The organism is Pedobacter montanisoli (genome assembly GCF_022809115.1).
GTDB lineage: Bacteria > Bacteroidota > Bacteroidia > Sphingobacteriales > Sphingobacteriaceae > Pedobacter > Pedobacter montanisoli.
Genome location: NZ_JALGBH010000002.1, coordinates 491,796 through 515,521 on the forward strand (window position 1 = coordinate 491,796; position 23,726 = coordinate 515,521).

17 protein-coding genes are annotated in these 23,726 nt (G+C 36.8%); 5 read left to right on the top strand and 12 right to left on the bottom strand.

Features of this window, described 5'->3' with window-relative positions; all coding sequences use genetic code 11:
* Nucleotides 1-18: 18 nt before the first annotated feature.
* The 8 genes from MMF97_RS09965 to ychF all read right to left on the bottom strand — a co-directional run bounded on the left by MMF97_RS09965 (nt 19) and on the right by ychF (nt 13,335).
* A complete protein-coding gene (locus tag MMF97_RS09965; protein ID WP_243362045.1) occupies nt 19-1,290 on the bottom strand; it encodes a nucleoside recognition domain-containing protein in 1,272 nt (423 codons plus the stop codon).
* Between the two features lie 40 nt (nt 1,291-1,330).
* Nucleotides 1,331-2,485, bottom strand: a complete 1,155-nt coding sequence (locus MMF97_RS09970; protein WP_243362047.1) for a M14 family zinc carboxypeptidase — start codon at nt 2,483-2,485, stop codon at nt 1,331-1,333.
* Nucleotides 2,486-2,579: 94 nt separating this feature from the next.
* The gene (locus MMF97_RS09975; protein ID WP_243362048.1) at nt 2,580-5,363 is read right to left on the bottom strand and encodes a S9 family peptidase; all 2,784 of its coding nucleotides are present in this window, start codon (nt 5,361-5,363) and stop codon (nt 2,580-2,582) included.
* A gap of 210 nt (nt 5,364-5,573) precedes the next feature.
* Complete coding sequence (gene yidC / locus MMF97_RS09980) at nt 5,574-7,370, bottom strand: membrane protein insertase YidC (protein WP_243362050.1); 1,797 nt, start codon at nt 7,368-7,370, stop codon at nt 5,574-5,576.
* Between the two features lie 20 nt (nt 7,371-7,390).
* Nucleotides 7,391-9,007 carry a CTP synthase gene (locus MMF97_RS09985; RefSeq protein ID WP_243362052.1) on the bottom strand — a complete coding sequence of 539 codons (1,617 nt, stop codon included), beginning with the start codon at nt 9,005-9,007 and terminating at the stop codon, nt 7,391-7,393.
* 285 nt (nt 9,008-9,292) lie between these two features.
* A complete protein-coding gene (lat, locus tag MMF97_RS09990) occupies nt 9,293-10,624 on the bottom strand; it encodes an L-lysine 6-transaminase (RefSeq protein ID WP_243362054.1) in 1,332 nt (443 codons plus the stop codon).
* 159 nt (nt 10,625-10,783) lie between these two features.
* On the bottom strand, nt 10,784-11,662 hold the full coding sequence (locus MMF97_RS09995; protein ID WP_243362056.1) for a 1-aminocyclopropane-1-carboxylate deaminase/D-cysteine desulfhydrase: 879 nt from the start codon (nt 11,660-11,662) through the stop codon (nt 10,784-10,786).
* A 578-nt stretch (nt 11,663-12,240) separates the two neighbouring features.
* A complete protein-coding gene (gene ychF / locus MMF97_RS10000) occupies nt 12,241-13,335 on the bottom strand; it encodes a redox-regulated ATPase YchF (RefSeq protein WP_243362058.1) in 1,095 nt (364 codons plus the stop codon).
* Between the two features lie 131 nt (nt 13,336-13,466).
* Here ychF and MMF97_RS10005 point away from each other — a divergent pair, with 131 nt between their 5' ends.
* A complete protein-coding gene (locus MMF97_RS10005) occupies nt 13,467-13,931 on the top strand; it encodes a DUF5362 family protein (protein ID WP_243362061.1) in 465 nt (154 codons plus the stop codon).
* 3 nt (nt 13,932-13,934) lie between these two features.
* Here the strand turns inward: MMF97_RS10005 and MMF97_RS10010 are convergent, their stop codons facing one another.
* The 4 genes from MMF97_RS10010 to MMF97_RS10025 all read right to left on the bottom strand — a co-directional run bounded on the left by MMF97_RS10010 (nt 13,935) and on the right by MMF97_RS10025 (nt 18,776).
* Nucleotides 13,935-14,897, bottom strand: coding sequence for a polyprenyl synthetase family protein (locus MMF97_RS10010; RefSeq protein WP_243362063.1), 963 nt, complete (start codon nt 14,895-14,897; stop codon nt 13,935-13,937).
* 2 nt (nt 14,898-14,899) lie between these two features.
* The gene (locus MMF97_RS10015; protein ID WP_243362066.1) at nt 14,900-16,069 is read right to left on the bottom strand and encodes a carboxypeptidase-like regulatory domain-containing protein; all 1,170 of its coding nucleotides are present in this window, start codon (nt 16,067-16,069) and stop codon (nt 14,900-14,902) included.
* Entirely contained in the window at nt 16,069-18,207 is a 2,139-nt protein-coding gene (gene rnr / locus MMF97_RS10020) for a ribonuclease R (RefSeq protein ID WP_243362068.1), read from the bottom strand. The genes MMF97_RS10015 and rnr overlap by 1 nt, the downstream gene beginning before the upstream one ends.
* Before the next feature lie 146 nt (nt 18,208-18,353).
* A complete protein-coding gene (locus MMF97_RS10025; RefSeq protein WP_243362070.1) occupies nt 18,354-18,776 on the bottom strand; it encodes a hypothetical protein in 423 nt (140 codons plus the stop codon).
* A gap of 136 nt (nt 18,777-18,912) precedes the next feature.
* Between MMF97_RS10025 and gatB the strand changes: the two genes are divergently transcribed.
* The 4 genes from gatB to fabF all read left to right on the top strand — a co-directional run bounded on the left by gatB (nt 18,913) and on the right by fabF (nt 23,690).
* A complete protein-coding gene (gene gatB, locus MMF97_RS10030; RefSeq protein WP_243362072.1) occupies nt 18,913-20,379 on the top strand; it encodes an Asp-tRNA(Asn)/Glu-tRNA(Gln) amidotransferase subunit GatB in 1,467 nt (488 codons plus the stop codon).
* Nucleotides 20,379-21,488 carry a TlpA disulfide reductase family protein gene (locus MMF97_RS10035; RefSeq protein WP_243362074.1) on the top strand — a complete coding sequence of 370 codons (1,110 nt, stop codon included), beginning with the start codon at nt 20,379-20,381 and terminating at the stop codon, nt 21,486-21,488. Before gatB ends, MMF97_RS10035 begins: the two co-directional genes overlap by 1 nt.
* 104 nt (nt 21,489-21,592) lie before the next feature.
* Nucleotides 21,593-22,282 (top strand): response regulator transcription factor, encoded by a 690-nt coding sequence (locus MMF97_RS10040; RefSeq protein ID WP_243362075.1) that lies wholly within the window; start codon nt 21,593-21,595, stop codon nt 22,280-22,282.
* A gap of 166 nt (nt 22,283-22,448) precedes the next feature.
* On the top strand, nt 22,449-23,690 hold the full coding sequence (fabF, locus tag MMF97_RS10045) for a beta-ketoacyl-ACP synthase II (protein ID WP_243362077.1): 1,242 nt from the start codon (nt 22,449-22,451) through the stop codon (nt 23,688-23,690).
* The last annotated feature ends 36 nt before the right edge of the window (nt 23,691-23,726 follow it).

A 23,726-nucleotide genomic window follows, 5' to 3' on the forward strand; every position in this document is an offset into this window, starting at 1 on the left:
ATTTATAAATATTTCTTTTTATCCAAAAAACAGATAGGCTAAGCCAATGGCGGTACATACACCCGCTAAATCTGCCAATAACATGGTGCCAACGGCGTAACGGGTATTTTTAACAGAAACAGAGCCAAAATAAACTGCAATTACATAGAAAGTGGTATCGGCAGCACCTTGAAAAACACCCGATAATTTACTGGCAAATGAATCAGGACCATAAGCTGTCATGGTATCAACCATCATTCCACGGGCACCACCACCACTTAAAGGGCGTATCAATGCGGTTGGTAATGCTTCTACAAAGCGGGTATCGGCTCCAAAAAAGGTAAAGAAGTTCTTAATGCCCAAAATAACCACATCAAATGTTCCGCTTGTGCGTAACATGCTAATGGCTACCAGCATGCCTACTAAGTATGGGATAATTTTTACTGCAGTTTCAAAACCACCTTTAGCACCTTCAACAAAAGCATCAAAAACATCTATCTTTTTATAAACGCCACCTAATAAAATAACCAGAACAATAAATAAAATCACGCCACTGCTCAACGTTCCCGAAAATGAAGCTATATCCTTTGAGTTTAATGTAGTGATGTACCAAACAAGTAAACCTATAATGGCACTAATACCTAAAACCCAACCTAAAATAACAGGTTGAAAAATATTGATTCTTTGTTTAAAAGAAACAATTAACATGGCTGTAAGTGTACCCACAAAAGTTACGATTAAACAAGGAATAAAAATATCGGTAGGGTCTGATGCATTGGATGATGCCCTTAAAGCAATCACACTCACAGGAATTAAACTTAATCCGGCAGCGTGTAAACACAAAAACATAATTTGAGAATTACTCGCTGTTTCTTTATTGGGGTTAAGTTCCTGTAAGCTTTCCATGGCTTTAAGACCAAAAGGAGTTGCCGCATTATCCAATCCCAATAAATTGGCAGAAAAGTTCATGACCATATGCCCTGTGGCCGGATGCCCTTTAGGAATTTCAGGGAATAACTTAGAAAAGAACGGACCAACTATTTTAGATAATAAACGAATGCCGCCTGCTTTTTCTGCAATGCTCATTAAGCCCATGAAAAAAGCTAAAACACCAATTAGTTTCAAACACATTTCTACTGCATTCCAACAAGTTTGTATTACGCCATCAACCTTGGTTAAATTGGTAGGATCATCGGCTTTACCGATTACCATCCAGCTAAAAATTTCTGTCTGATCTAAAAAAAAGCATTTAATACAGGCTACTACAATAGCCACAATAATAAATGCCGACCAAATTCTGCTTAATGCCATTTGTTTGTTTTATTTGTTTAAATCCCTTAAAAGAAGTTTATTACTGCAATTTACCATCCGAAAACGATAAAATTAAATTTTGGTTGTTATATAATTTGAACGAGGCATTCTGATTAAAAATAATATCTCCTTCAATGAATTGATTTTCTGTGTGATAAACGGTGTAAGCATCGCAATAAGAAAGATCACCAATATCTTCTATAAAATAGGTTTTTTCAGTGCTCAAGCCATCTGTATAAGGTTTTTCTTCGTAGTTGATGCCTATATCGGTTTTAATTCCGTTTACTGTAATGCTTTTGATGAGGATATGAAAAATCTGTTTGTTGTTTTTAGGGATGCTGAAATAGGAATCTATATTTTGATTGACATAAGTCTTTGAAGCAATCGACATTAATCCTATAAGGATTGAAGCGAAATAGAACGATCTGATTTCCTGTTTTTCAAAATCATCTTGGTAACCACCAGCCTCAATCAATATTGTAGAAGTACCCTTTTTCTGAAAGTTATCACCAAAAGCACGGGGCTCGAACTCATCGTCAAACAAGCTGATCTGCTGCGGTAAAACCTGATTTAAATGTTTAAACATTTCTGCAATTACCAACATGGCATTTTTGCGGTTATCATTTATACTTAATGTAGCGTTATAAGCAGGAGCGAGGTAAGATAGCGTAGCCGGTTTTAGCGAACCGTTTACACTCCATAAAGTATTTTGATCATGTAAATTGAAGCCAAAATGTGGTTCAAAATTATCGCGGCATTGCTTTAAAATTTTTGCCTCTGGTGTAAGGGCTTGAAGGTAATCGCGGTTAATATCTATTTGCTGGGCATTCCTTCTGGTAAACATAGCGGCTCCATCGGGGTTTACCATTGGCATAAACAGTAAAGTACAATTTTGAGCAAGCAGTTTTATACTTTCATGGTCGCTCTGCAAAAAATTGAACAAGTCAAATAAAGCCATTGTGCCTGTAGCCTCATCGCCATGCATTTGGCTCCAGAGCATAACTTTTACAGGACCGTTTCCCCATTGTATGGTGTAAATGCTTAAACCCTTAACAGATCTACCTGTTTCTTTAATTTTAAACGTATCAGGCAGTTTTTTGATAAGGGCGGTAACATCTTCATGTTTAAAAAAGCGGTTGTTTAATTTGGCTTCTTTAAAAGAGGAGTGAAGAGAGAGAATATCTTTAATATGCATAGCTAATACAAGGTGTCTAAATAAAAAAAGTGAGAAATCTGAAAATGATAAACAGATTTCTCACTAGGTTAGATTTTAAACTTTTTTATAATGTTTATGGTTTTTCATCAGTAAGCCCAAAGCCCCAGTTTTTACCTTTTTCGGTTGCAGGAATACCTTTAACCATCCATTCAGGTGCTTTAGCTCCTTTTAAATAATAGTCAAAGAACTGCTGTTCACGTATCTGGATATCTTTTCTGTTTTGACGTTGAACCAGGTTATGCGCTTCGTTGTTATAGTTTAATAACCAAACTGGTTTGCCCAAACGTCTTAAACCTGTAAACATTTCTATACCTTGGTACCATGGCACGGCTCCATCGGCATCATTTGCCATTACCACTACCGGGGTATTGACTTTAGGAAAGTTGAATAAAGGAGAATTCTCTATGTACAACTCAGGTTTTTCCCATAAAGTAGCACCTATACGACTTTGGGTTTTTTCGTATTGGAACTGACGGTTCATACCACTTTCCCAACGTATACCACCATAAGCCGATGTCATGTTTACCACAGGAGCACCTGCCCATGCAGCAGCGTACATATTGGTAGCTGTAATTAAATGCGCTACCTGATAACCACCCCAGCTTTGTCCCTGAATACCAATTTTGCTGCCATCAACCCAGGCATTCTTTTTCAGGTATTCAACTCCAGAATTGATAAACTCTTCAGCAGATTTACCCGGATGACCAGTTTCGTAGCTAATATCAGGCGTAAATACTAAATATCCGTTACTAACAAAAAATGGAATATTTAAACGTGAAGGTGTAGGTGCAGGAGCCTGATAAGTATATAATCCGTCTGAAAGTTTTTCATAGAAATAAACGATCATAGGGTATTTCTTATTCGGGTCAAAATTCTCTGGTTTATATAAGATACCTTCAGATTTATAACCTTTTGGTGTAGTCCATTTTACAAGTTCTGTTGTACCCCAAACATAATTGGCTTGCTGTAAATTGGTATTACTTAATTTTACTGCTGTTTTCAGGTCTTTTGAAACATAAACATCAGGCGACTGGATATAACTACCTTTATCGTAAATATAATAAACCGCATCACGAGCTTTGGTTATGAAAGAGAATTTGGCTTTATCCATTACCAAAAGTTCAGGAAGCTTGTTATCGTTAATGTTTTTGGTATAAAAACCATCTTCTTTAGTAGCATTGTTAAATGTACTTAACAATAAAGTTTCATTTCGTTTAAAGAAGCGTGCCTCTGTATCGGTTCTTTGTACCCTGAAAGTAAGATTATTTGAACGACCAAAACCAATGGTAATATTTTTAGGTTTGTCTTTTCCATCAGGAGAGAAGGCCCAGATATCGTATTTGTCATAAATAAGAACACTTTTGTCTTCTTCAGTCCAACCAGCTAATCCGTATGAGTTGGCATAATCTGGAACGTCGTTTTCTTCATCAGCAAATTTTACATTAAGATTTGCAGTTAAAGAAGTGATTTTGCCAGTTGCTACCTGATAAGTGTACCAGTTTCCGTCAACTTTGTTAAAATACAGGATGTAATTTCCGTTTGGAGATGCCATTGCATTTCCTTGTAGCTTTTCGATTATTTTTTTGCGGCTTCCTGTTTTTACATCAACCAGATAATAATCACGTAGGGTGCTTCCTGTCCATTGAGAAGCAACACGGTTACCATAATCTGTAGATGCCAGCACATAAGATTGGTTACCTTCGTTTACCTGTGATGCATCAGGTAATTTCTCATCGGTAAGCGGAATAACTTTAGCATCAGCGCTGTAAACGTTAATTACAGAAAGGAAATTCTTCTTTAAATCCCTATCTACATTCTTTAACTGAACGGTTTGTAAATAATCATCTTTATAACCCCAAATATCAAGCTTGGCATGCTCAAAATCTACTAAAGTTGTGTCTTTAGGTTTTTTCTCAGGCGCAATGCCAAAGAAAAGTTTGCTTCCATCTTTGCTGAAATTTAAACGTGCATCGCCGCTCACTACAAAATTTGCTGGCATACCATCGGCCTCTTTGTCAATTAACACTTGTGCCGTGTCTAAATTGATAGAGGTAAAGTAAATGCTATAGTCTTTAATCTCGTCTTTTTCAGGACTGGTTTCGCCTAAAAAAGCAAGATGTTCGTCTTCGTCATCAAATACAAAGGTTTTGTAATTGCCTTTGGTTTTTACGAGGGTTTTTAAAGTGCCTTTTTCTGTATTTAATAAGAATACACCTGTTTTGGCATCTTTATCTTTTTTAGAACCCGAAGCTGTGAATGCCAATAGTTTGCCATCTTTACTGAATTTGTAATCCGTAACATATTTATAGGTGGTTTCTATTCCGGTTGTCAGGTTTTTTACAATGAAATCAGTTCCTTCTTTAGAAGAAGCAGCTGCATTGGCTTTTTTTGAAGTATCAAGAGGTTTTTCGAGTAAGTAAGCTATTATTGAAGCACCTTTATCAGGAAATGCAAAAGATTTTACTCTCGGAATTTTTGTAACGGCTAATGTGGTAAGATTTACAATGCCTAAAGTGTCTTTCTGTTGCTCTTCCGGTTTTTTCTTTTTGATTTTTTCTAGACGTGTATCTTTAAAAAATGGCTTGATTAAAAATGCAGAGAACTTTGAATCGTTAGAAAAACTATTGCCCGCACCACGGTTGATTTTTAATTTTCTGGCCGACAGCGTTTCATTAAAATACAGATCTCCATCTCCTTCTTGGGGTACAATCATATAGCTGGCCCATACACCATTGTTTGAAATCTGTTTACTGGCAATGCTTTGCCAACCGTCATAAACCGAATGGTCTAAAGGTTTTTTCTGCGCAAAAACCACAGAGGTTAGCAATGCAAAGAATAGGGTGAGTTTCTTTTGCATGTTAAATTTTGAATAAGTTTATTTTTAGCGGGTTTAATTTAACTTAAAAAAAGTAAAATATTAAGTATTCAGGCCATTATCAATCAAATTTTACAAATGAAACCTGATATTGAAAGATTTCTTAAGGTTGAATTTAGCTGAGCGGAAAGATTTTTCTGGATTGATACATCCCTTAAAACAAAAAAGCATCCGGTTAAGGATGCTTTCAGTTTATTTTTTCTTTTGATTAGCGGCCTGTTGTTGCTGGCGCATATAATCTTCTAAACGGGATTGGAAACCCGATTTTTTCTTTTCTGTTTTTGGCTTGGTCTTATTTTCCTGTAAGATCGCATGTATCTTATCGTCGTTTACCATTTTTCTGATGATAAACTGTTGTAAGAAAGTAATCATGTTAGCTAGGAAATAATAATAGTTCAAACCTGAAGGGTAGCTATTTAACACACCAAAGAAAATTAAAGGCATGATGTAACCAATGTACTTCATCTGGCCTGTAGCACCCGATATTTGGTTGTTAAAGTAAGTGTATATCAATGTAGAAATGGTCATTAATAAACACATTAAACTTAAGTGGTTACCAATTAATGGAATGTTAAAACCAAAACTAATGAAGTTATCATAAGTAGAAAGGTCTTTCATCCATAAGAAACTCTCGCCTCTAAGCTCAAATAAGTTAGGGAAGAAGAAGAAGAAAGCCATTACAAAAGGTAATTGTAATACCATTGGTAAACAACCTCCTAACGGGTTTACACCCACTTGTTTGTACAGTTTTAGGTATTCCTGTTGTAAAAGGGTAGGATTATCTTCGCCTACTTTGGCTTTGATCTCTTCCATTTCTGGTTTTAAGATCCTCATTTTAGCCATAGATAGGTATGACTTATAGGTTAACGGCGACATAGCCAGTTTTAAGAGGATGGTTAAAACCAAGATGATTAGACCGTAGCCCCAATGGAAACTTTCTAATAAGTTGAAAACCGGTAATACAACAAATCTGTTGATGTATTTTAACGGCCAATAACCTAAGTCAACTTGTTTTTCAAGTTCATGTCCCTGTGCTTTTAAGGTAGAGAATTTATTGGTTCCGAAATAGAACTTAAAGCCATAGTTCTGAGCAGCGAGCTGGTTAAACGGTAACTGCATGTTAGCACCATACCATTTAATGGTTCCAGGCTCTGTTAATATTTTAACTTCTAGATCTCCTTTTTCAAATGGCGTGTTGCTCATTAACACCGCCGAAAAGAAATGTTGTTTAAAAGAAATCCATTCAATTTTTCCTTCTTTTAACTCTTCTTTTTCGTCTTTACGAAGATTTAAATGATCTGGAGTTTTATCTACATATTTGAAATATGGAGCAGAGTGTTCTTGTTCTCTTTTAGGATCTTTTTCCTGTTCTAAAAGCGTGCTTTCCCAGTTTAAAGCAACGGTGTTACCTTGTATAACCTGGTTTAGGCCATTTAGATTGATGTTGAAATCTACATTGTAGCTATTAGGCTGTAAAGTGTATGCAAACTCAATGTCTTTACCGTCTGCATAACTGGCTTTCATGTTTACGGTATTGCCGGTTTGTGTAGCGGTAAAATACAGGTTATTGGTATTTACGATGTGGCCGCCTATATTCAGGTTTAGGCCAAATTTGTTTTGATCGCCTTCAAATAAAATTACCGGCTTGCCATCATAAGCTTTTTCGCCTTTAACTTCTACAGCAGTAATTTTACCTCCCAAATTACTGAAAGTAATTTTCAGTTTTTCATTTTCAACTGTAAGGGCTTGTGCATTGCCTGCAAGGCTAGCGCCAAAAGGACCTTTTAATGCAGCAGAATCTACTGCTGGTTTGGCATTAATTTGTTTTGTTTCAGTTGTATTTGGGGTAACGCCTGCTTTTTTTAGCGAGTCGGCGGTAATTCTTTCTTTTTCCTTTTTGATTTCGGCCTCATTAGGCTTCATAAAAAATACAGATACCCCTAATATGATCATTATCAGGAATAAACCTGTAAAGGTGTTTCTATCCATTTTGCTGTTTTATTCTTTTCTTAACTTGTTTTCTTTTTGGCATGCTCAATTGCAGCGGCCACAAATTTAACAAAAAGTGGGTGAGGATTAGCAACTGTTGATTTTAATTCTGGATGAAATTGAGATCCAACGAAAAAAGGATGGTTTTTTAGCTCTACAATTTCTACTAAATTGCTCTCCGGATTGATGCCTGAAGCGGTTAAACCAGCTTCTTCGTATTGTTTCAGGTATGCATTATTAAATTCATAACGGTGTCTGTGGCGTTCAGAAATATGCGTTTTTCCATAGGCAGAATAAGCTTTTGTTCCCTTTTTAATATCACAAGGGTAAGCTCCAAGGCGCATGGTTCCACCTTTGGCGGTAATATTTTTCTGCTCTTCCATCATATTAATTACCGGATGCGGATTATTTTCATCTATTTCGGTAGTATTTGCATTGGCTAAGCCCAATACATTGCGACCAAATTCAATTACCGAACATTGCATGCCTAAACATATGCCAAAGAAAGGGATGTTATTTTCACGCACATATTTAATGGCATCAATTTTACCTTCAATACCGCGACTGCCAAAACCAGGAGCAACCAATACGCCATCTAAATGACCTAGTTTTTCCTTTACGTTTTCAGGATAAACACTTTCAGAAGGAATATACTCTACCCTAACTTTGCACTCGTTTTTAGCACCTGCATGGATAAAGGCTTCTGTAATAGATTTATAAGCATCTGGTAGTTCTACATATTTACCTACCAAACCAATTTTAACCTCCGAAGTAGGGTTTTTTAAACGCCCTAGAAAATCTTTCCAGCTTTCCATATCAGGCTCGTTTTTGGCAGGTAATTTTAATTTAGAAAGAACTGTTTTATCTAAATTTTCTTTCATCATCAATAACGGAACGCTGTAGATTGATGATGCGTCAATAGATTCGATTACTGCATTTACGTTTACATTACAAAATAAAGCTATTTTCTTACGGATATCTGGACTAATGCGATGTTCTGTACGACATACCAAAATATCAGGTTGTATACCATATTCTAATAATGTTTTTACAGAGTGTTGTGTAGGTTTGGTTTTTAATTCGCCAGCAGCTGCAAGGAAAGGAATTAAAGTAAGGTGAATAACAATAGCATTGTTGGCACCTTCTTCCCATTTAAACTGGCGTACAGCTTCTATAAAAGGCAAAGACTCGATATCGCCAACGGTTCCGCCTAATTCTGTGATTACGATATCATAATTACCGCTATCGCCCAATATGCGCATGTTGTGCTTGATCTCGTCGGTAATGTGCGGGATAACTTGTACAGTTTTTCCTAAATAATCGCCCTGACGTTCTTTGTTGATCACATTCTGATAAATACGACCTGTGGTGATGTTATTAGCTTGCGAAGTAGGGGTATTTAAGAAACGCTCATAGTGACCTAAATCTAAATCTGTTTCGGCCCCGTCTTCTGTAACAAAGCATTCGCCATGCTCATAAGGGTTTAAAGTTCCAGGGTCTATGTTAATATAAGGGTCAAATTTCTGAATGGTTACCCTGTAACCTCTGGCTTGTAAAAGTTTAGCTAATGAAGCGGAGATGATGCCTTTTCCTAATGAGGAAGTAACACCGCCCGTAACAAAAATATACTTAGTCATGGATGAATTTTTAGTGCAACAAATACGTTTTGTTGCTTTTTGTACGGGATACAAAGGTAATAAAAAAAGACTGATGTTTAGCCTTTGTTGAAAAGATATTTAATATCCACAATTGGAGAGATAAAGAACTGGCTTACACAGTTATGAACAGCAAAGATGAAAAAGGAGGAACAGAAATGAAAGACTATAAACTGACTTTTTGTTACCCATTATCATAGAAAAGGGCATTTAGTCTGCAAATTGCGATAAACTAAATACCCTTTTATAAATAGAAAAAAGAGAATATTACAATGCAGGAAGTATTTTTTCCATAATGCTTAAACCTTCATCAATATGAGATTTTTCTATGCATAACGCAGGTCTGAAACGGATGGTCTGATTACCACAACCTAAAAACATTACGTTATGTTCCATACCTTTTGCTACAAACTGATCACGCATTTCTTTATGAGGGAAATCAAATGCAGTTAGTAAACCACGACCGCGAATATTACTCATTTTATCATGTTTCTGAGCAAGTTTGGCTAGCTCGTCTTGTAGGTACTGACCTACGTTCTGAGCATTTTCTACCAGTTTGTCTTCTTCAATAATATTTAAGATTTGGGTAGAACGTACCATATCTACCAAATTGCCGCCCCATGTAGAGTTAATACGCGAAGAAACATTAAAAACATTGCCTTCTATTTCTTCTACTTTTTTACCTACAAGGATACCGCAGATTTGCATTTTCTTACCGAAAGAAACGATATCTGGTTGGGCTTTTTCACTAAAATGCTGGTGGCACCAGAATTTACCTGTTAAACCTACACCGGTTTGTACTTCGTCATAAATTAGCATCGCTTCGTTTTCATCAGCAAGCTGGCGTAACTGGATCAGGAATTCTTCCCTGAAATGATTGTCGCCTCCTTCAGATTGTACAGGCTCTATAATAATGGCACAAACGTCGTCTTTATTATCGGCAAATGCTTTTTTAATTTGTTCAATTGAACGGGCTTCTTCTGCTTTAACCTGGTTTAAGTTTTCTTCTGTTAAAGGGAACTTGAGCTGAGGTGTGCTGATGCGTGGCCAATCAAATTTTGCAAACCATTTGGTTTTATCTGGTAAAGTATTGGTTAAGCTTAGTGTATATCCACTGCGGCCATGAAATGCTTTTTCAAAGTGGATTACTTTAAATCCTTTTTCTTCTTTGTATCCTTTGGCAAAGTTTTTCTGAACTTTCCAATCCATAGCAGTTTTAATGGCATTTTCAACGGCTAATGCACCTCCGGCAATAAAAAACGCATGCGGCAAATATGAAGGGATACCGATTTTAGCGAAAGTATCAACAAACTGAGCATATTGTTGCGTATAAACATCTGAGTTTGAGGGATTTGCGATTGCGGCTAAAAGCAGGTTATGCTTAAAACTCTCGTCGTTAATCATTTTTGGATGGTTATAGCCCAAAGGTACAGAGGCAAAGCAGGTAAAGAAATCTAATAATTTTCTGTTACCTTTAGAATCGTACATATAAGCACCACTACTTTTTTCCATATCGTAAGTGATGTCATAACCGTCGGCTAAAATATGCTTCTTCAAAGTCTCATTAACACGGCTCGGTTCTATGTTTAATTGGTACATATATTATGGGTTTTGGTTGGCATCAAATTTAAATAAATGTGCCTAATTTTCAAATTTAAGCCGTTTTTGAACCTTTTTGGGTAAAAAATAGGTTTAAACTGTTTAAACCATGATTCTGGACTTGAAACCAGAATAAGTACTTTGTTTGTCAAAGAAAAGTTACAAAGTAATCTGGCTGATTTTTTCTTTCATGCCCCAAATTCCGTTTAAACCTCCTGTGTGTAAGGCCAGTATCTGATCATTTTCTTTAAAATAGTTATGTTGCTGCAGATCGTAAATTGCATACATCATTTTTGCGGTATATACAGGGTCTAAAAGTAAACCTGTTTCCTGAATGAAATTCCTCATGAACTCCAATAATAGGGTGTTGGTTTTGGCATATCCTCCAAAATGGTAATCAGTATGAAGGTGCAAACCGGTTAAATCTTCATGGTATTTAGCAATTTCATCTTTGATAAAATCTCCCCCTTTTAAAACTGGTATTACGTGTAATTGAGTGTTGGGTTGGTATTGTTGTATGCCTTTTAGTAAACCGGCAGCCGTTGTTCCGGTTCCGGCAGCGCAAAATAAATGCGTATAGGTTTGGGGTAATTCTGCAATAATTTCTGCACAGCCTTTGGTTGCAAGTAGGCTAGCTCCACCTTCATCAATGAAATAAGCATTTTGATCATTTTTAAAATGGAGCGTAAATAAAGCCTCCTTGTTTTGGTAAGATTCGCGACTTACAAAAATGAGGTGCATACCAAAAAGTTTACATAATAACAGCGTTTCGTTTTCAACTTGTTCGCCACGTACAAATCCGGTTGATTTAAAGCCAAAACGTGCGGCAGCTGCGGCAGTTGCTAAAAGGTGGTTGGAGTATGCCCCTCCAAAAGTTACCAGATGCTTTTTTTGCTGGTTTGATGCATCTTCTAAAACATATTTTAATTTACGCCATTTGTTGCCCGATATATAAGGGTCTATCAAATCGTCTCGTTTAACGGAGATGTTTTGATAATTCTTAAACCTGATTTCCTGAATGGGGCTGTAAATGTTCATGTGATGGGTTAAACTTTGCAAAGTTATTTAATGTTTTAAATACTGCATCATGCTGAATTTATTTAAAGGTCTTTATTTTAATAGAAACCAATTGCGTGACTGTAGTGATGATCGTCACCCTGAACTCGTTTCAGGGTCTTTGTGCTCTTCTATTTAGATGCTGAAATAGGTTCAGCATGACGATAATAGGGTAAGTTCAGCATGACGGTAAGTGAATAGAATAATGCTTAGCACCTCAATAGCTGTGTCAGGCTGAGCCTGTCAAAGCCTAAATCATTTACATTTCGACAACTTGTCCCGATACTTCGACAAGCTCAATGTGACAAAGATAAGCCTAAGCATGACGTATGAGTTCAGCATGACGGGTAGCGGTAATGTCAGGCTGAGCTAGTCGAAGCCTATTTAATTGTCCTTTCTTCACTCTGAATTTATTTCAGAGTCTTTCTATTTTCCATTTTCAGATGCTGAAACAGCTTGTCTCGAATTCACTTCGGGAAGTTCAGCATGACGACTAGGTGAAGTGTATAAAAAACAAAAGCTACTCTTAGAGTAGCTTTTGCAATCAATTTATTTGGGGATTAAACATTAAATCTGAAATGCATAATGTCGCCATCTTCAACAACGTAGCTTTTACCTTCAACGCCAAGTTTACCCGCTTCTTTGCAGGCATTCTCAGAACCATAGGTGATAAAATCATTGTATCTGATTACTTCTGCACGGATAAAACCACGTTCAAAATCGGTATGGATTACTCCGGCAGCCTGTGGTGCAGTAAAGCCTTTTGTAATAGTCCATGCTCTTACTTCCTGTACACCTGCAGTAAAATAAGTATATAAATCTAATAACGTATAAGCCGCTCTGATCAGCTTGTTTACACCTGATTCGTCTAAGCCTAAATCAGCTAAGAACATCTGGCGTTCTTCATAACTTTCCAATTCAGCAATTTCTGATTCGATTTTAGCAGAAATAACCAATACTTCTGCTTTTTCATCAGCTACAGCCGCTTTTACCTGTTCTACGTACTTGTTTCCGCTAATTACAGATGCTTCATCAACGTTGCATACATACATAACCGGTTTTTGGGTTAGTAAGCCTAAACCTTCAATCAATTCGAAATCCTCAGCTTCTAAAGCAGCGGTACGTACAGATCTACCCGTTTCAAGATGAGATTTGATGGCACTTAAAGCATCAAATTCTTTCTTGGCATCTTTATCGTTCTTTGCTTGTTTTTCTACTTTCTGTATGCGTTTTACAACTGTATCAAGATCTTTTAGCTGTAATTCGGTATCGATGATCTCTTTATCTCTTATCGGATCAACTGAACCATCAACATGGATAATATTTCCATCGTCAAAACAACGCAATACGTGAATAATGGCATTGGTAGCTCTGATGTTTCCTAAAAATTGGTTACCCAATCCTTCACCTTTTGAAGCACCTTTTACCAGACCTGCAATATCTACGATTTCTATGGTATTGGGAACCAAGCGTTGCGGTTTAACCAGCTCAGCTAATTTGTTCAGTCTTTCATCAGGTACGGTTATTACACCTACGTTAGGTTCAATTGTACAAAACGGGAAGTTGGCCGATTGTGCTTTTGCATTTGATAAACAGTTAAATAGGGTAGATTTACCTACGTTTGGTAAACCTACGATACCACATTGTAATGCCATTTATATTAGATTTTTTTATTACTTGAATAAATTAGGCGGCAAAGATATTAATTTTTAGGGCCTTTACATAGTAGTTTGTACAGAGATAAATTATTATTAGTTTCGCCTTAGGTAAAAATGAAAAAATAAATATGGATAACCAAACAGACGAAAAACAGGAACAGGGCTTTCCGCAACTTATTGTAACAGAAGATATGCGCAGCTATATTTACGATATGGCTAAATGGGCTAATTTTTTGGCCATTGTAGGCTTTTTTGTATCAGCTTTGTTGATACTTACAGCTATGGGCATGAGTGCTGCAATGACTGCCAATCCTGAATTGGGCAAATTAATGGGCCCGATGGGCGGGCTAGGTGCCTCTATTTTTGGTATTATGTTCTTTATACAGGCCGTTATCGTTTTTGTACCTAGTTTATTATTGGTACAATATGCAGGTAAAGCTAAGAAAGGGGTATTGTATGGTAATCAGGAAAGTCTTTCTGATGCTTTTTCAAGATTAAAAACCTTATTCAGGTTTTGGGGCATACTTACTATTGTGATTATCTTTTTTTATGTATTAGCCATTGCATCAGGTATTTTATTGGGAGCGAGATAGCTTTTAGCTTTCCCGCTCTAATATTTGCTGTACCAGCATTCTGAAATTTTGTTTTCGCTTATCCGCAACGCTCAATTCATTTAGTGCATGGTTTGCCTGGTTTAAATAAGCTTCCATTTGTGTGGTGGCCAGTTCTTTGATCTGGTATTGATCATAAAGGGCTGTAACTTGATTGATCTTATCATTTTCATCCTGATCGGTACTGGTTAAACAAGCGGTTTCGTTTTGATGTGCCAGTTCCAATGCTTTTAAATGCAGAAAGGTTTTTTTATTGGCTACAATATCTCCGCCTACCTTTTTGCCAAATTTATCGGGATCAGCATATACATCCAGAATGTCGTCCTGTAATTGAAAAGCTATGCCCAAATTTTCGCCAAATTGGTAGAGCAGTTCGGCATTTTCATTGGATGCTCCACCTACAATAGCACCCAGTTTCATGGCTCCGCCTAATAACACTGCTGTTTTCTGGCGAATCATTTCTATATATTCTGCAATGCTCACATCATTACGTTGCTCAAATTCCATGTCTAGTTGTTGACCTTCGCATACGCCTTGGGCAGTTTGGTTAAAAGTATCTAAAACGGGTTTAAGTACGCTGATGTCAACTTTAGACAGATGTTTGTTTGATTCGACCATCATTACATCGCCACTTAATATGGCGTTGTTATTGCCCCATTTTTCGTGTACGGTTTGTTTGCCCCTGCGTAAGGGCGCATTGTCCATAATATCATCGTGTACAAGGGTAAAGTTGTGGAAAGTCTCTATAGCCAAAGCTACATCAATTGCTTTTAGTACATTGTCTGTAAAAAGTTCGGTTGCCATTAAAACCATTACGGGTCTGATCCGTTTCCCGCCCAAATTCATAATGTATTTGATGGGTTCATACAGGTTTGCCGGATGTTTCGGGTATTCGATCTTTGAAATAGCTTCTTCTATAATAGGTAATAATTCTGCCGGTGTATGCATGGTTAAGGGTTTATCATGGTTCCAAATGCCGATTTGCTTTCCATCAGTTTAATAAAGCTGTTTTCTAAAGAAGTTTGCTTTACTACTGGATTGTTTTTCCAGAAATCAGCATTATAAGTTATCGAATTAACGGTTTTATGATCAGTTGTATTTTTAACCACCTCATTAAATTGCTGTGTCTTTAGTTCATCATTAAGTTGGTATACCAAAAGCATTGAACTTGCACTTACATTTAAATCGGTACGTTTAATTTTTAGCGGCAAAAATAGCTTTGTTGAAACACTTTCTAAAATAGAAATGGCAGAAGAGTTCTTTTTGAAAGTAACAATAGTACTTAATTCAGGTGCTTTGTGGATAACGGCACGGTCAAATTTCATAGGCGTATGGTAAATCTGGCTTTCTACACGATAGATTAAGAAATCTTTTAAACCGATGTAAAACAAGCTGTTGGCATAAAATTCGTTCTTTTTAGGCGATTTCAACATACAATTGATTACAGCTATAGATTGCTCATCTTTTTCAATGTAATGGATCAGCTTAATATTGTAATCGGGTATAGAGTTTAGGGTTATAAATTTCCCGGGTTTTTCTCTGAATAAATATCCTGCCAGCGAAAAAGTTAAATAAGAAAGATTGTTAAAAGTAAAGTTTACATCCTGATTTTCCTGAGCAAAGCGTGTTTGTCTGGCTATCCATCCTTGTATTTTCTGCGGATTAAAATCTATATCATAAAACAGTTCGTAAATTTGAAAAGGCTTGTTGTTTAAAGAGGTGAGTTGTCTGTAAAATGCATTTCCATAATGATGAAAAGCTGCATTTTTTGCAGCTTTTTCTAAAGCGCTTTTTAAAAGCTGTTCTGTAGGAATAGTTTTTACAGTAACTTCTTTTAAAGTGATATGAGCAGGGGTAAGCCTCACGATCAATTCATCCTTGATCAGTGTATCAAGGCTTTGGTAACTTACATGACTAAATCTTAGTTTACCGCTTTGGTTTACACCTTTTAATTCAAACTCTCCGCTATCGTTGGTTACCGTAATTGTATTGCTCCCTACAATGCCTACCGAAACAAGCGCTATTCCTTTATGATCAGGGCCTGTAACTTTACCACGAATGGTTTGTGCAAATACATTAAAGTAAAAACAACAGCAAAGAACACAGATGTAAAACCTCATCAATCAAATTTAGAAATCAGCGTAAAATCTATCTGACGCTTTGTAAGATCCACTTTTTTCACTTTAATAGTTACTTCATCGCCTAACTGGTATTTGTGTTTTTTCCGTTGTCCTATAATGCAGAAGTTCTTTTCATCCAATACATAAAAATCGTCGGTAATGTCACGTAAACGTACCATGCCTTCGCATTTATTTTCTATGATCTCTACATACATGCCCCATTCGGTAACACCTGATATAATTCCGGTATAAACTTTGCCCACGTTATCTTCAAGATATTCGGCCTGTTTGTATTTAACGGATGCTCTTTCGGCATCAGCGGCTTTTTTCTCCATAGCCGAAGAGTGCTCACTGGCTTTTTCGTATTCTTCTGCATTGGCCGATTTTCCGCCTTCCAGGTACTGCGCTAATAAACGATGTACCATAATATCTGGATAACGACGTATAGGAGAAGTAAAATGCGTATAATAATCAAAGGCTAAACCATAATGGCTGGTCTTTTTAGTGGTATAAACAGCCTTAGCCATAGATCTGATGGCCAATTGGGTTAATATGTTCTGTTCTTTTTTACCCTCAACATCTTCCATTAAATGGTTTAACGAACGGGCTATTTCTTTATCAGAACGGGTATTGATTTTATAACCAAATCTTGAGGCAAAAGTGGCAAAACTGTTTAGGCTCTCGGTATTAGGTGAGTCGTGGGTTCTATATACAAAAGTGTATTGATTTTTACCTTTACCCATTTTAGCCACATGCTCGGCAACTTTTTTATTGGCCAGCAACATAAAATCTTCTATCAGTTTATGTGCATCTTTTCTTTCTTTTACATATACACCAATAGGTCTGCTAAATTCATCGAGCTTAAATTTAACCTCTGCGCTTTCAAAACTGATCGCACCGTTTTTAAATTTTTCAACTCTTAAGATATGAGCCAGCTCATTTAACTTTAAGATTTCTGCTGCGAAATCGCCTGTTTTATTTTCTATAATTTCCTGCGCTTCTTCATAAGTAAACCTTCTGTCAGAGTGGATAATGGTACGTCCAAACCATTGATGAAGTATGTGTGCTTTTTCATTCATTTCAAAAACGGCGGAAAAGCATAATTTATCTTCGTTTGGTCTTAATGAACACACACCGTTAGATAAATGTTCAGGTAGCATAGGTATCACTCTGTCAACCAGATACACAGAAGTAGCCCGTTGGTAAGCCTCTTTATCTAAAGCCGAGTTAGGTGTTACATAATGAGAAACATCGGCAATGTGCACGCCTATTTCATAATTGCCATTTTCCAGTTGTTTAAAAGAAATGGCATCATCAAAATCTTTGGCATCAATAGGATCGATGGTAAAAGTTGTGGTATTTCTAAAATCTTTCCTGTTGTTAAGCTCTGATTTGGCTATATCGTCTGGAATACTGTTGGCTTCGTTTTCTACTTCGGCAGGAAACGACAAAGGAAAACCATATTGTGCTAATATGGCATTCATTTCGGTATTGTTCTCGCCTGTGCTGCCTAAAACATAAGTTATTTTTCCGATCGGATTTTTAGCACCTTCGGGCCAGTCTGTAATGCTAGCCATTACTTTTTCGCCATTTTTAGCTCCGCTGATATCGGCCAGTGGAACAAAAATATCATGAAGCATCTTACGGTCGTCTGGTATAACGAAAGCAAATTTTTCTGATATTTTGGCAACGCCTATAAAGTCTGTTTTTGCTCTTTGTAAGATCTCAACAATTTCGCCTTCATTTCTCCGACCGCTTTTCTTACCAAAAACATAGACTTTAACCTTATCGCCATCTAAGGCATTGCCCAATTTACGAGGGGCAATAAAAACATCTTTTTCAAATTCATCATCGGGTATAACAAAAGCAGAGCCGCTGGCGGTCATATCTACCGTTCCGGTAATAAATGTTTTTTGTTCTTTAAGCTTGAATTTTCCGCGTTCGGGTCTTATGAACAAGCCTTTTTCGGTTTGTTCTACCAAAACTTCGAGTATAGTTTCTACAGATGCTTTGTCGCTCAAATTTAAGCGCGATGCAACCTGTTTATGATTTAAGGCTATATTTCGGTTTTTTTCAAAAATATCAGTTATCAACTGGGTAAGAACCTGTTTAAACTGTGCATTTTTATTTTTTGCCATAAGTGTTTTTCTGTTGTTAAAGATTTAGATGGTAGATTTTTGTGCTAATTTAAACATTAAATATGCAAGGCACCTAAAATAGCAAGGCCTGTTTAAGATTTTGTTAAAATTACTTAAACAGGCCGCTTTTACATTAAAAGAAAATATTAATCTCTGTTTCCTCTACCTTTACCATGTTTATTGTAGCCTTTGCCATTTTTATACTGTCCGTAATGGTTTCCATTATCTTTTTTGTAATAACGGTTATCTACATAACGTACCTGGCGTAAATAAGGCTTAGGTTCGTTAATTACAATTTTACGTCCGCTATATAAATTATAAGCGTGGTACTTTTTAGGTAAACTTTTTCTGTGTACCCAACGGCCACCATCTAAATAGATAAAGCTTTTAGAAGGTACGTAATAGTAGGTATTAATTTCGGGCATGTAATAATACTCTACATAATCATATCCACGCGGACCCCAGTTAGGTTGTGAGCCTATGTTAATGTTTAGGCTAACTTGAGCGTTAACGGGTTTAAAGCTACCTAGAGCTAAAACTAAACCTGCTAATAAAACTAACTTTTTCATAACAATTATAATTTGTGTGTTATTGGTACAAAACCATTTTTGTGCCATAATTTATATAATTATGGTTTGGTAACCTTAATTATACATTAATAGCTATCTTTGACACCTGTAGCCGAAGCATTTTAAGTTTTTTTGGATGAGTTTACATACTACAGAAAATAACAATACTTCATTTGAACTGGTTTCCGGATTAGAGATTCATGTCCAGTTAAACACACAGTCTAAAATATTTTCATCAGATAGCGCAGCATTTGGAGCAAAACCTAATGAACATATTTCGCCCGTAAGTTTGGCATTGCCGGGCACATTACCTCAATTAAATAAAGAGGTAATAGAAAAAGCAATGAGAATAGGCTTAGCCTTAAACTGCGAAATTAATCAATACAATTTCTTCGATAGAAAGAATTATTTCTATGCCGATTTGCCCAAAGGCTATCAGATTACCCAAGATAACAGGCCAATTTGTAAAAACGGATTTATAGTGCTTGATCTGGCAAATGGTACTCAAAAACGTGTAGGTATCAATCGCATTCATCTCGAAGAAGATGCCGGTAAAAGTCTGCACGATCAAGATGTCGCCTATTCATTTGTGGATCTGAACAGAGCAGGAGTTCCTTTAATAGAAATTGTAACTGAACCCGAAATCAGCAGTGCTGAAGAAGCTTCGGCTTTGCTTGCAGAAATTAGGCAGTTGGTTCGCTTTTTAGATGTGAGCGATGGTAATATGGAAGAAGGCTCGCTGCGTTGCGATGCCAATATTTCGATAAGACCGCGTGGACATCAAGAATTTGGCACACGTTGCGAAGTAAAAAACCTCAATTCAATCCGCAATGTACGAAGAGCAATAGATTTTGAATTTGACAGACAGGTAAAAGCTGTACAAAGTGGCGAAACCATACAGCAATGTACTTTGAATTTTGATGCAGATGAAGGTACAACTTCACCTATGCGTACCAAAGAAGAAGCTAATGATTACCGTTATTTCCCTGATCCGGATTTAGCACCTGTGGTAATCTCAGATGAATGGTTAAATAAAGTAAAAGAGGCCATGCCTGAGTTGCCTCGTCATATAGCAAATCAACTGGTGCAGAAATATGGCCTAAATCTTTCTGAAGCCATGCTGGTGGCAGAAGATAAAACCTTATATAGTTACTTTAATGAAGCCAAAGGCATTGTTAGAAATGAAAAAAGCCTGATCAATTGGCTTATTGGTAATTTAAGAGCAGTGCTAAATACCCAGCAACGAGATATTAGCGCTTATCCTGTATCTCCGGCCAGATTTGCAGAATTGGTTAATCTGGTAGATGATAAAAGAATAAGCCAGCAAAATGCATTGCAACAGTTGTTGCCTGCTTTAGAGCAACATACAGATAAAAGCGTATTAGCAATAGCCGAACAGCTTAACTTGTTGATCAGTGAAGATCAGGATGCGCTGTTTACGATCATAGAAGACGTGCTGAATAAATACGAACAGCAGGTAGAAGCATATAAAAAAGGAAAAAAAGGCGTTTTAGGATTGTTTGTAGGCGAAGTGATGAAAGCCTCAAAAGGTAAAGCCGACGCAAAAAAAGTTAACGATATAATTTTAGAAAAACTAAAGTAATGAACAAAAAAATTGGATTAGCACTAGTTGCAGCAACGTTTCTGTTTGCTTGTAAAGACAAAACTAAATTCACCATCGACGGAAAATTTGAAAATCCCGGTGCAGAAAAAAAAGTGTACTTGTACGGTATGGAAAATAACGGGATGAACGTAATAGATTCAACTACCTTATCAGAAAAAGGTGAATTTACTTTTTCACGTTCTGCTCCTGAAAGTGATTTTTACAGGGTAAATTTTGGTACAAATGAATACATCATTCTAGCTAAAAATGGCGAAGTAGTTAAATTAACGGCTGATATCAATGATAAAAATCATAGCTATAAAATTACAGGTGCCGAAGATGCCGATAAACTTACAGAGTTTAATGCACTGAAATTTAAGTACCAGACCAAAATAGAGGACATCAAGGCCGACTTTGAAAAAAGAGTAGCAGAAGCTCCCGATAAAAGAGATCAAATTATACAAGAGCTTACACCTGTTTTTACCAAAGCTTTAAATGAACTAAACCAGCAGATGATCAATTTTGCTAACAGTAATACCAGTTCTTTGGTTAGTTTTTATGCCATCAGCTTAATTAATCCTGCAGGTAATGAGAAAGCAATGGTAGATTATGCAGCTAAAGTGGATGCTAAATTGAAGAAAAATCCGATGGTGGCCAACTTTGTGAGCAAAGTAGAAAAACTGAAAGCCGTTCAGGTAGGAGAAACTGCTCCCGATTTCAGCATTCCATCAATAGATGGCAAAACCATTAAGTTATCAGATTACAGAGGTAAATATTTGCTGATTGATTTCTGGGCTTCGTGGTGTGGTCCCTGTCGCGAAGAGAACCCTAATGTGGTTAAAGCTTATCAAAAATTTAAAGATAAAAACTTTACCATACTTGGCATTTCTTTAGATAAAGATAAACAAGCATGGCAAGGTGCAATTAAACAAGATGGCTTGATCTGGGATCATGCAAGCGAGCTTAAAGATTTTGAAGGAGAAGTGGTAAGATTGTACCAGATAGAAGCTATACCGAGCTCATTCTTGTTAGACCCTAATGGTAAGATCATTGCAAGAGACCTTAGAGGCGATGAACTGGATCAGTTTTTAAGCAAAACCTTAAAGTAATTTTTCGTAAATGTTAAGTCAATCGGGGTTATTAACAATTTCTTAACTTTGAATTAATCAAATATTGCAATTGTATACTTACTTTCGTAACAAATAAAACAACGATGAGTACAGCTAAGCAGAAGATATTAATTGTTGATGACGAGCCGGATATTCTTGAACTGATAGAATATAACCTCAAAAAAGAAGGCTATCAGGTGTTTTTGGCCGCTAATGGTCAAGAAGGGATTAACGTAGCGAAAAAGGTTCAGCCCGATTTGATCATATTAGATATCATGATGCCAAAGATGGATGGCATCGAAGCTTGTCGTTTGATGCGAGCTATTCCTGAATTCAAAAATACGTTCATGGTTTTTTTAACAGCTAGGAGCGAAGAGTATTCTGAAATAGCAGGTTTTAATGTTGGGGCAGATGATTATATTGCCAAACCCATTAAACCAAGAGCTTTAATAAGTCGCATTAATGCTATTTTACGCCGCAATGCAAGCAATGATGAAGTTTCTGAAAATAAATTAGAAATAGGGGATTTGATTATTGATAGAGAAGCTTATTTAGTTTACCAAAGCGGAGAAAAAGTAATTTTAGCTAAAAAAGAATTTGAATTGCTTTACCTGCTGGCTTCTAAACCTGGCAAAGTTTATACCCGCGAATCGATATTGAAAAACATCTGGGAAGATTCGGTAGTGGTTACCAACAGGACCATTGATGTACACATCAGAAAATTGAGAGAAAAACTAGGCGAAAACTATGTTTCTACCGTAAAAGGAGTGGGATACAAGTTTGAACTATCTTAACATTGATAAAGACTTTATAGTAAGGCCATTCTTAATAGAATGGCTTTTTTTATGAATTTAAAGGTCAGTTTGATCTCATTGTTATCCTACAACTAAAATAATTAGAAAAAAACGACAATTCACACGCTAATGAATGCGAAATTTGCGGTTTCAAAAACACAAGCAAATGAAAAGAGTTGTAGTTACAGGTTTAGGAGCCATTACACCCTTAGGGCATAACATAGCAGATTTCTGGAATAACATTGTATCTGGGAAAAGTGCGGGTGAACGTGTTACACGTTTCGATGTATCAAGATTTCGCTCGCAAATGGCTTGTGAAGTCAAAGACTTCAATCCTGCTGATCATTTAGACAGAAATGAAATTAAGCGTACTGATCTGTTTACCCAGTATGCTTTATATGCTGCTTCGCAGGCAATGGAAGATTCTGGAATAGATCTAAGTACGATAGATCCTTTTGATTTTGGAGTAATCTGGGGTAGCGGACAAGGCGGAATGCAAACTTTTGAGACAGAAGTTGAGAATTATGTAAAAGGTGATTATAATCCACGTTTTAACCCTTTCTTTATTCCAAAGTTGTTGGTAAACATGGCTTCGGGTTTAATTTCAATGAAATTTGGATTACAGGGGATTAACTATACGCCTGTATCTGCCTGTGCTACAGGTAACAATGCCATTATGGATGCTTTTAATTACATTAGAATGGGCAAAGCAAAGCTATTTGTTACCGGCGGCTCTGAAGCCGGAATTACACCAGCGTCTTTTGGTGGTTTTGCAGCGTTAAAAGCCATGTCGCACAGAAATGATGATCCGCAAACCGCAAGCAGGCCATTTGATAAAAACCGCGATGGATTTGTAATGGGCGAAGGGGCTGGTGCTTTAATTTTGGAAGAATATGAACATGCGAAAGCAAGAGGTGCTAAAATCTACGCAGAAGTAGTTGGAGCTGCCATGACAGCAGATGCTTATCATATCACTTCGCCACATCCAGAGGGAATTGGTGCAGCCAAAGCGATGAGCCTGGCTCTAGAAGAAGCGGGCATCAAACCAGAAGAATTAGACTATCTAAATCTTCATGCTACTTCTACACCGGTAGGAGACCTTGCTGAGATTAATGCGGCTAATTTGGTTTTTGGTTCTTCTAAAAATCTGCATATTAGTTCTACCAAATCTATGACGGGGCATTTATTGGGTGCTGCTGCGGCAATAGAAGCCATTATTGCTATTAAAAGTATCAACGATAATGTGGTGCCTCCAACTATTAACGTTACCGAACCGGATCCTGAAATACCAGAAGGTATGCAATTGGTATTTAATAAAGCTCTGCATAAAGAGGTAAAAACTGCCATGAGCAATGCTTTTGGTTTTGGTGGACATAACAGCACTGTGGTATTTAAAGAGTTGATTTAAGTGAAAGAGGGTGCCTAACATTATTCGTCATTCCGT

Coding starts and splice junctions, on each gene's coding strand:
- MMF97_RS09965 (WP_243362045.1), bottom strand. CDS start 1,290: ATGGCATTAAGCAGAATTTGGTCGGCATTTATTATTGTGGCTATTGTA.
- MMF97_RS09970 (WP_243362047.1), bottom strand. CDS start 2,485: ATGCATATTAAAGATATTCTCTCTCTTCACTCCTCTTTTAAAGAAGCC.
- MMF97_RS09975 (WP_243362048.1), bottom strand. CDS start 5,363: ATGCAAAAGAAACTCACCCTATTCTTTGCATTGCTAACCTCTGTGGTT.
- yidC (WP_243362050.1), bottom strand. CDS start 7,370: ATGGATAGAAACACCTTTACAGGTTTATTCCTGATAATGATCATATTA.
- MMF97_RS09985 (WP_243362052.1), bottom strand. CDS start 9,007: ATGACTAAGTATATTTTTGTTACGGGCGGTGTTACTTCCTCATTAGGA.
- lat (WP_243362054.1), bottom strand. CDS start 10,624: ATGTACCAATTAAACATAGAACCGAGCCGTGTTAATGAGACTTTGAAG.
- MMF97_RS09995 (WP_243362056.1), bottom strand. CDS start 11,662: ATGAACATTTACAGCCCCATTCAGGAAATCAGGTTTAAGAATTATCAA.
- ychF (WP_243362058.1), bottom strand. CDS start 13,335: ATGGCATTACAATGTGGTATCGTAGGTTTACCAAACGTAGGTAAATCT.
- MMF97_RS10005 (WP_243362061.1), top strand. CDS start 13,467: ATGGATAACCAAACAGACGAAAAACAGGAACAGGGCTTTCCGCAACTT.
- MMF97_RS10010 (WP_243362063.1), bottom strand. CDS start 14,897: ATGCATACACCGGCAGAATTATTACCTATTATAGAAGAAGCTATTTCA.
- MMF97_RS10015 (WP_243362066.1), bottom strand. CDS start 16,069: ATGAGGTTTTACATCTGTGTTCTTTGCTGTTGTTTTTACTTTAATGTA.
- rnr (WP_243362068.1), bottom strand. CDS start 18,207: ATGGCAAAAAATAAAAATGCACAGTTTAAACAGGTTCTTACCCAGTTG.
- MMF97_RS10025 (WP_243362070.1), bottom strand. CDS start 18,776: ATGAAAAAGTTAGTTTTATTAGCAGGTTTAGTTTTAGCTCTAGGTAGC.
- gatB (WP_243362072.1), top strand. CDS start 18,913: ATGAGTTTACATACTACAGAAAATAACAATACTTCATTTGAACTGGTT.
- MMF97_RS10035 (WP_243362074.1), top strand. CDS start 20,379: ATGAACAAAAAAATTGGATTAGCACTAGTTGCAGCAACGTTTCTGTTT.
- MMF97_RS10040 (WP_243362075.1), top strand. CDS start 21,593: ATGAGTACAGCTAAGCAGAAGATATTAATTGTTGATGACGAGCCGGAT.
- fabF (WP_243362077.1), top strand. CDS start 22,449: ATGAAAAGAGTTGTAGTTACAGGTTTAGGAGCCATTACACCCTTAGGG.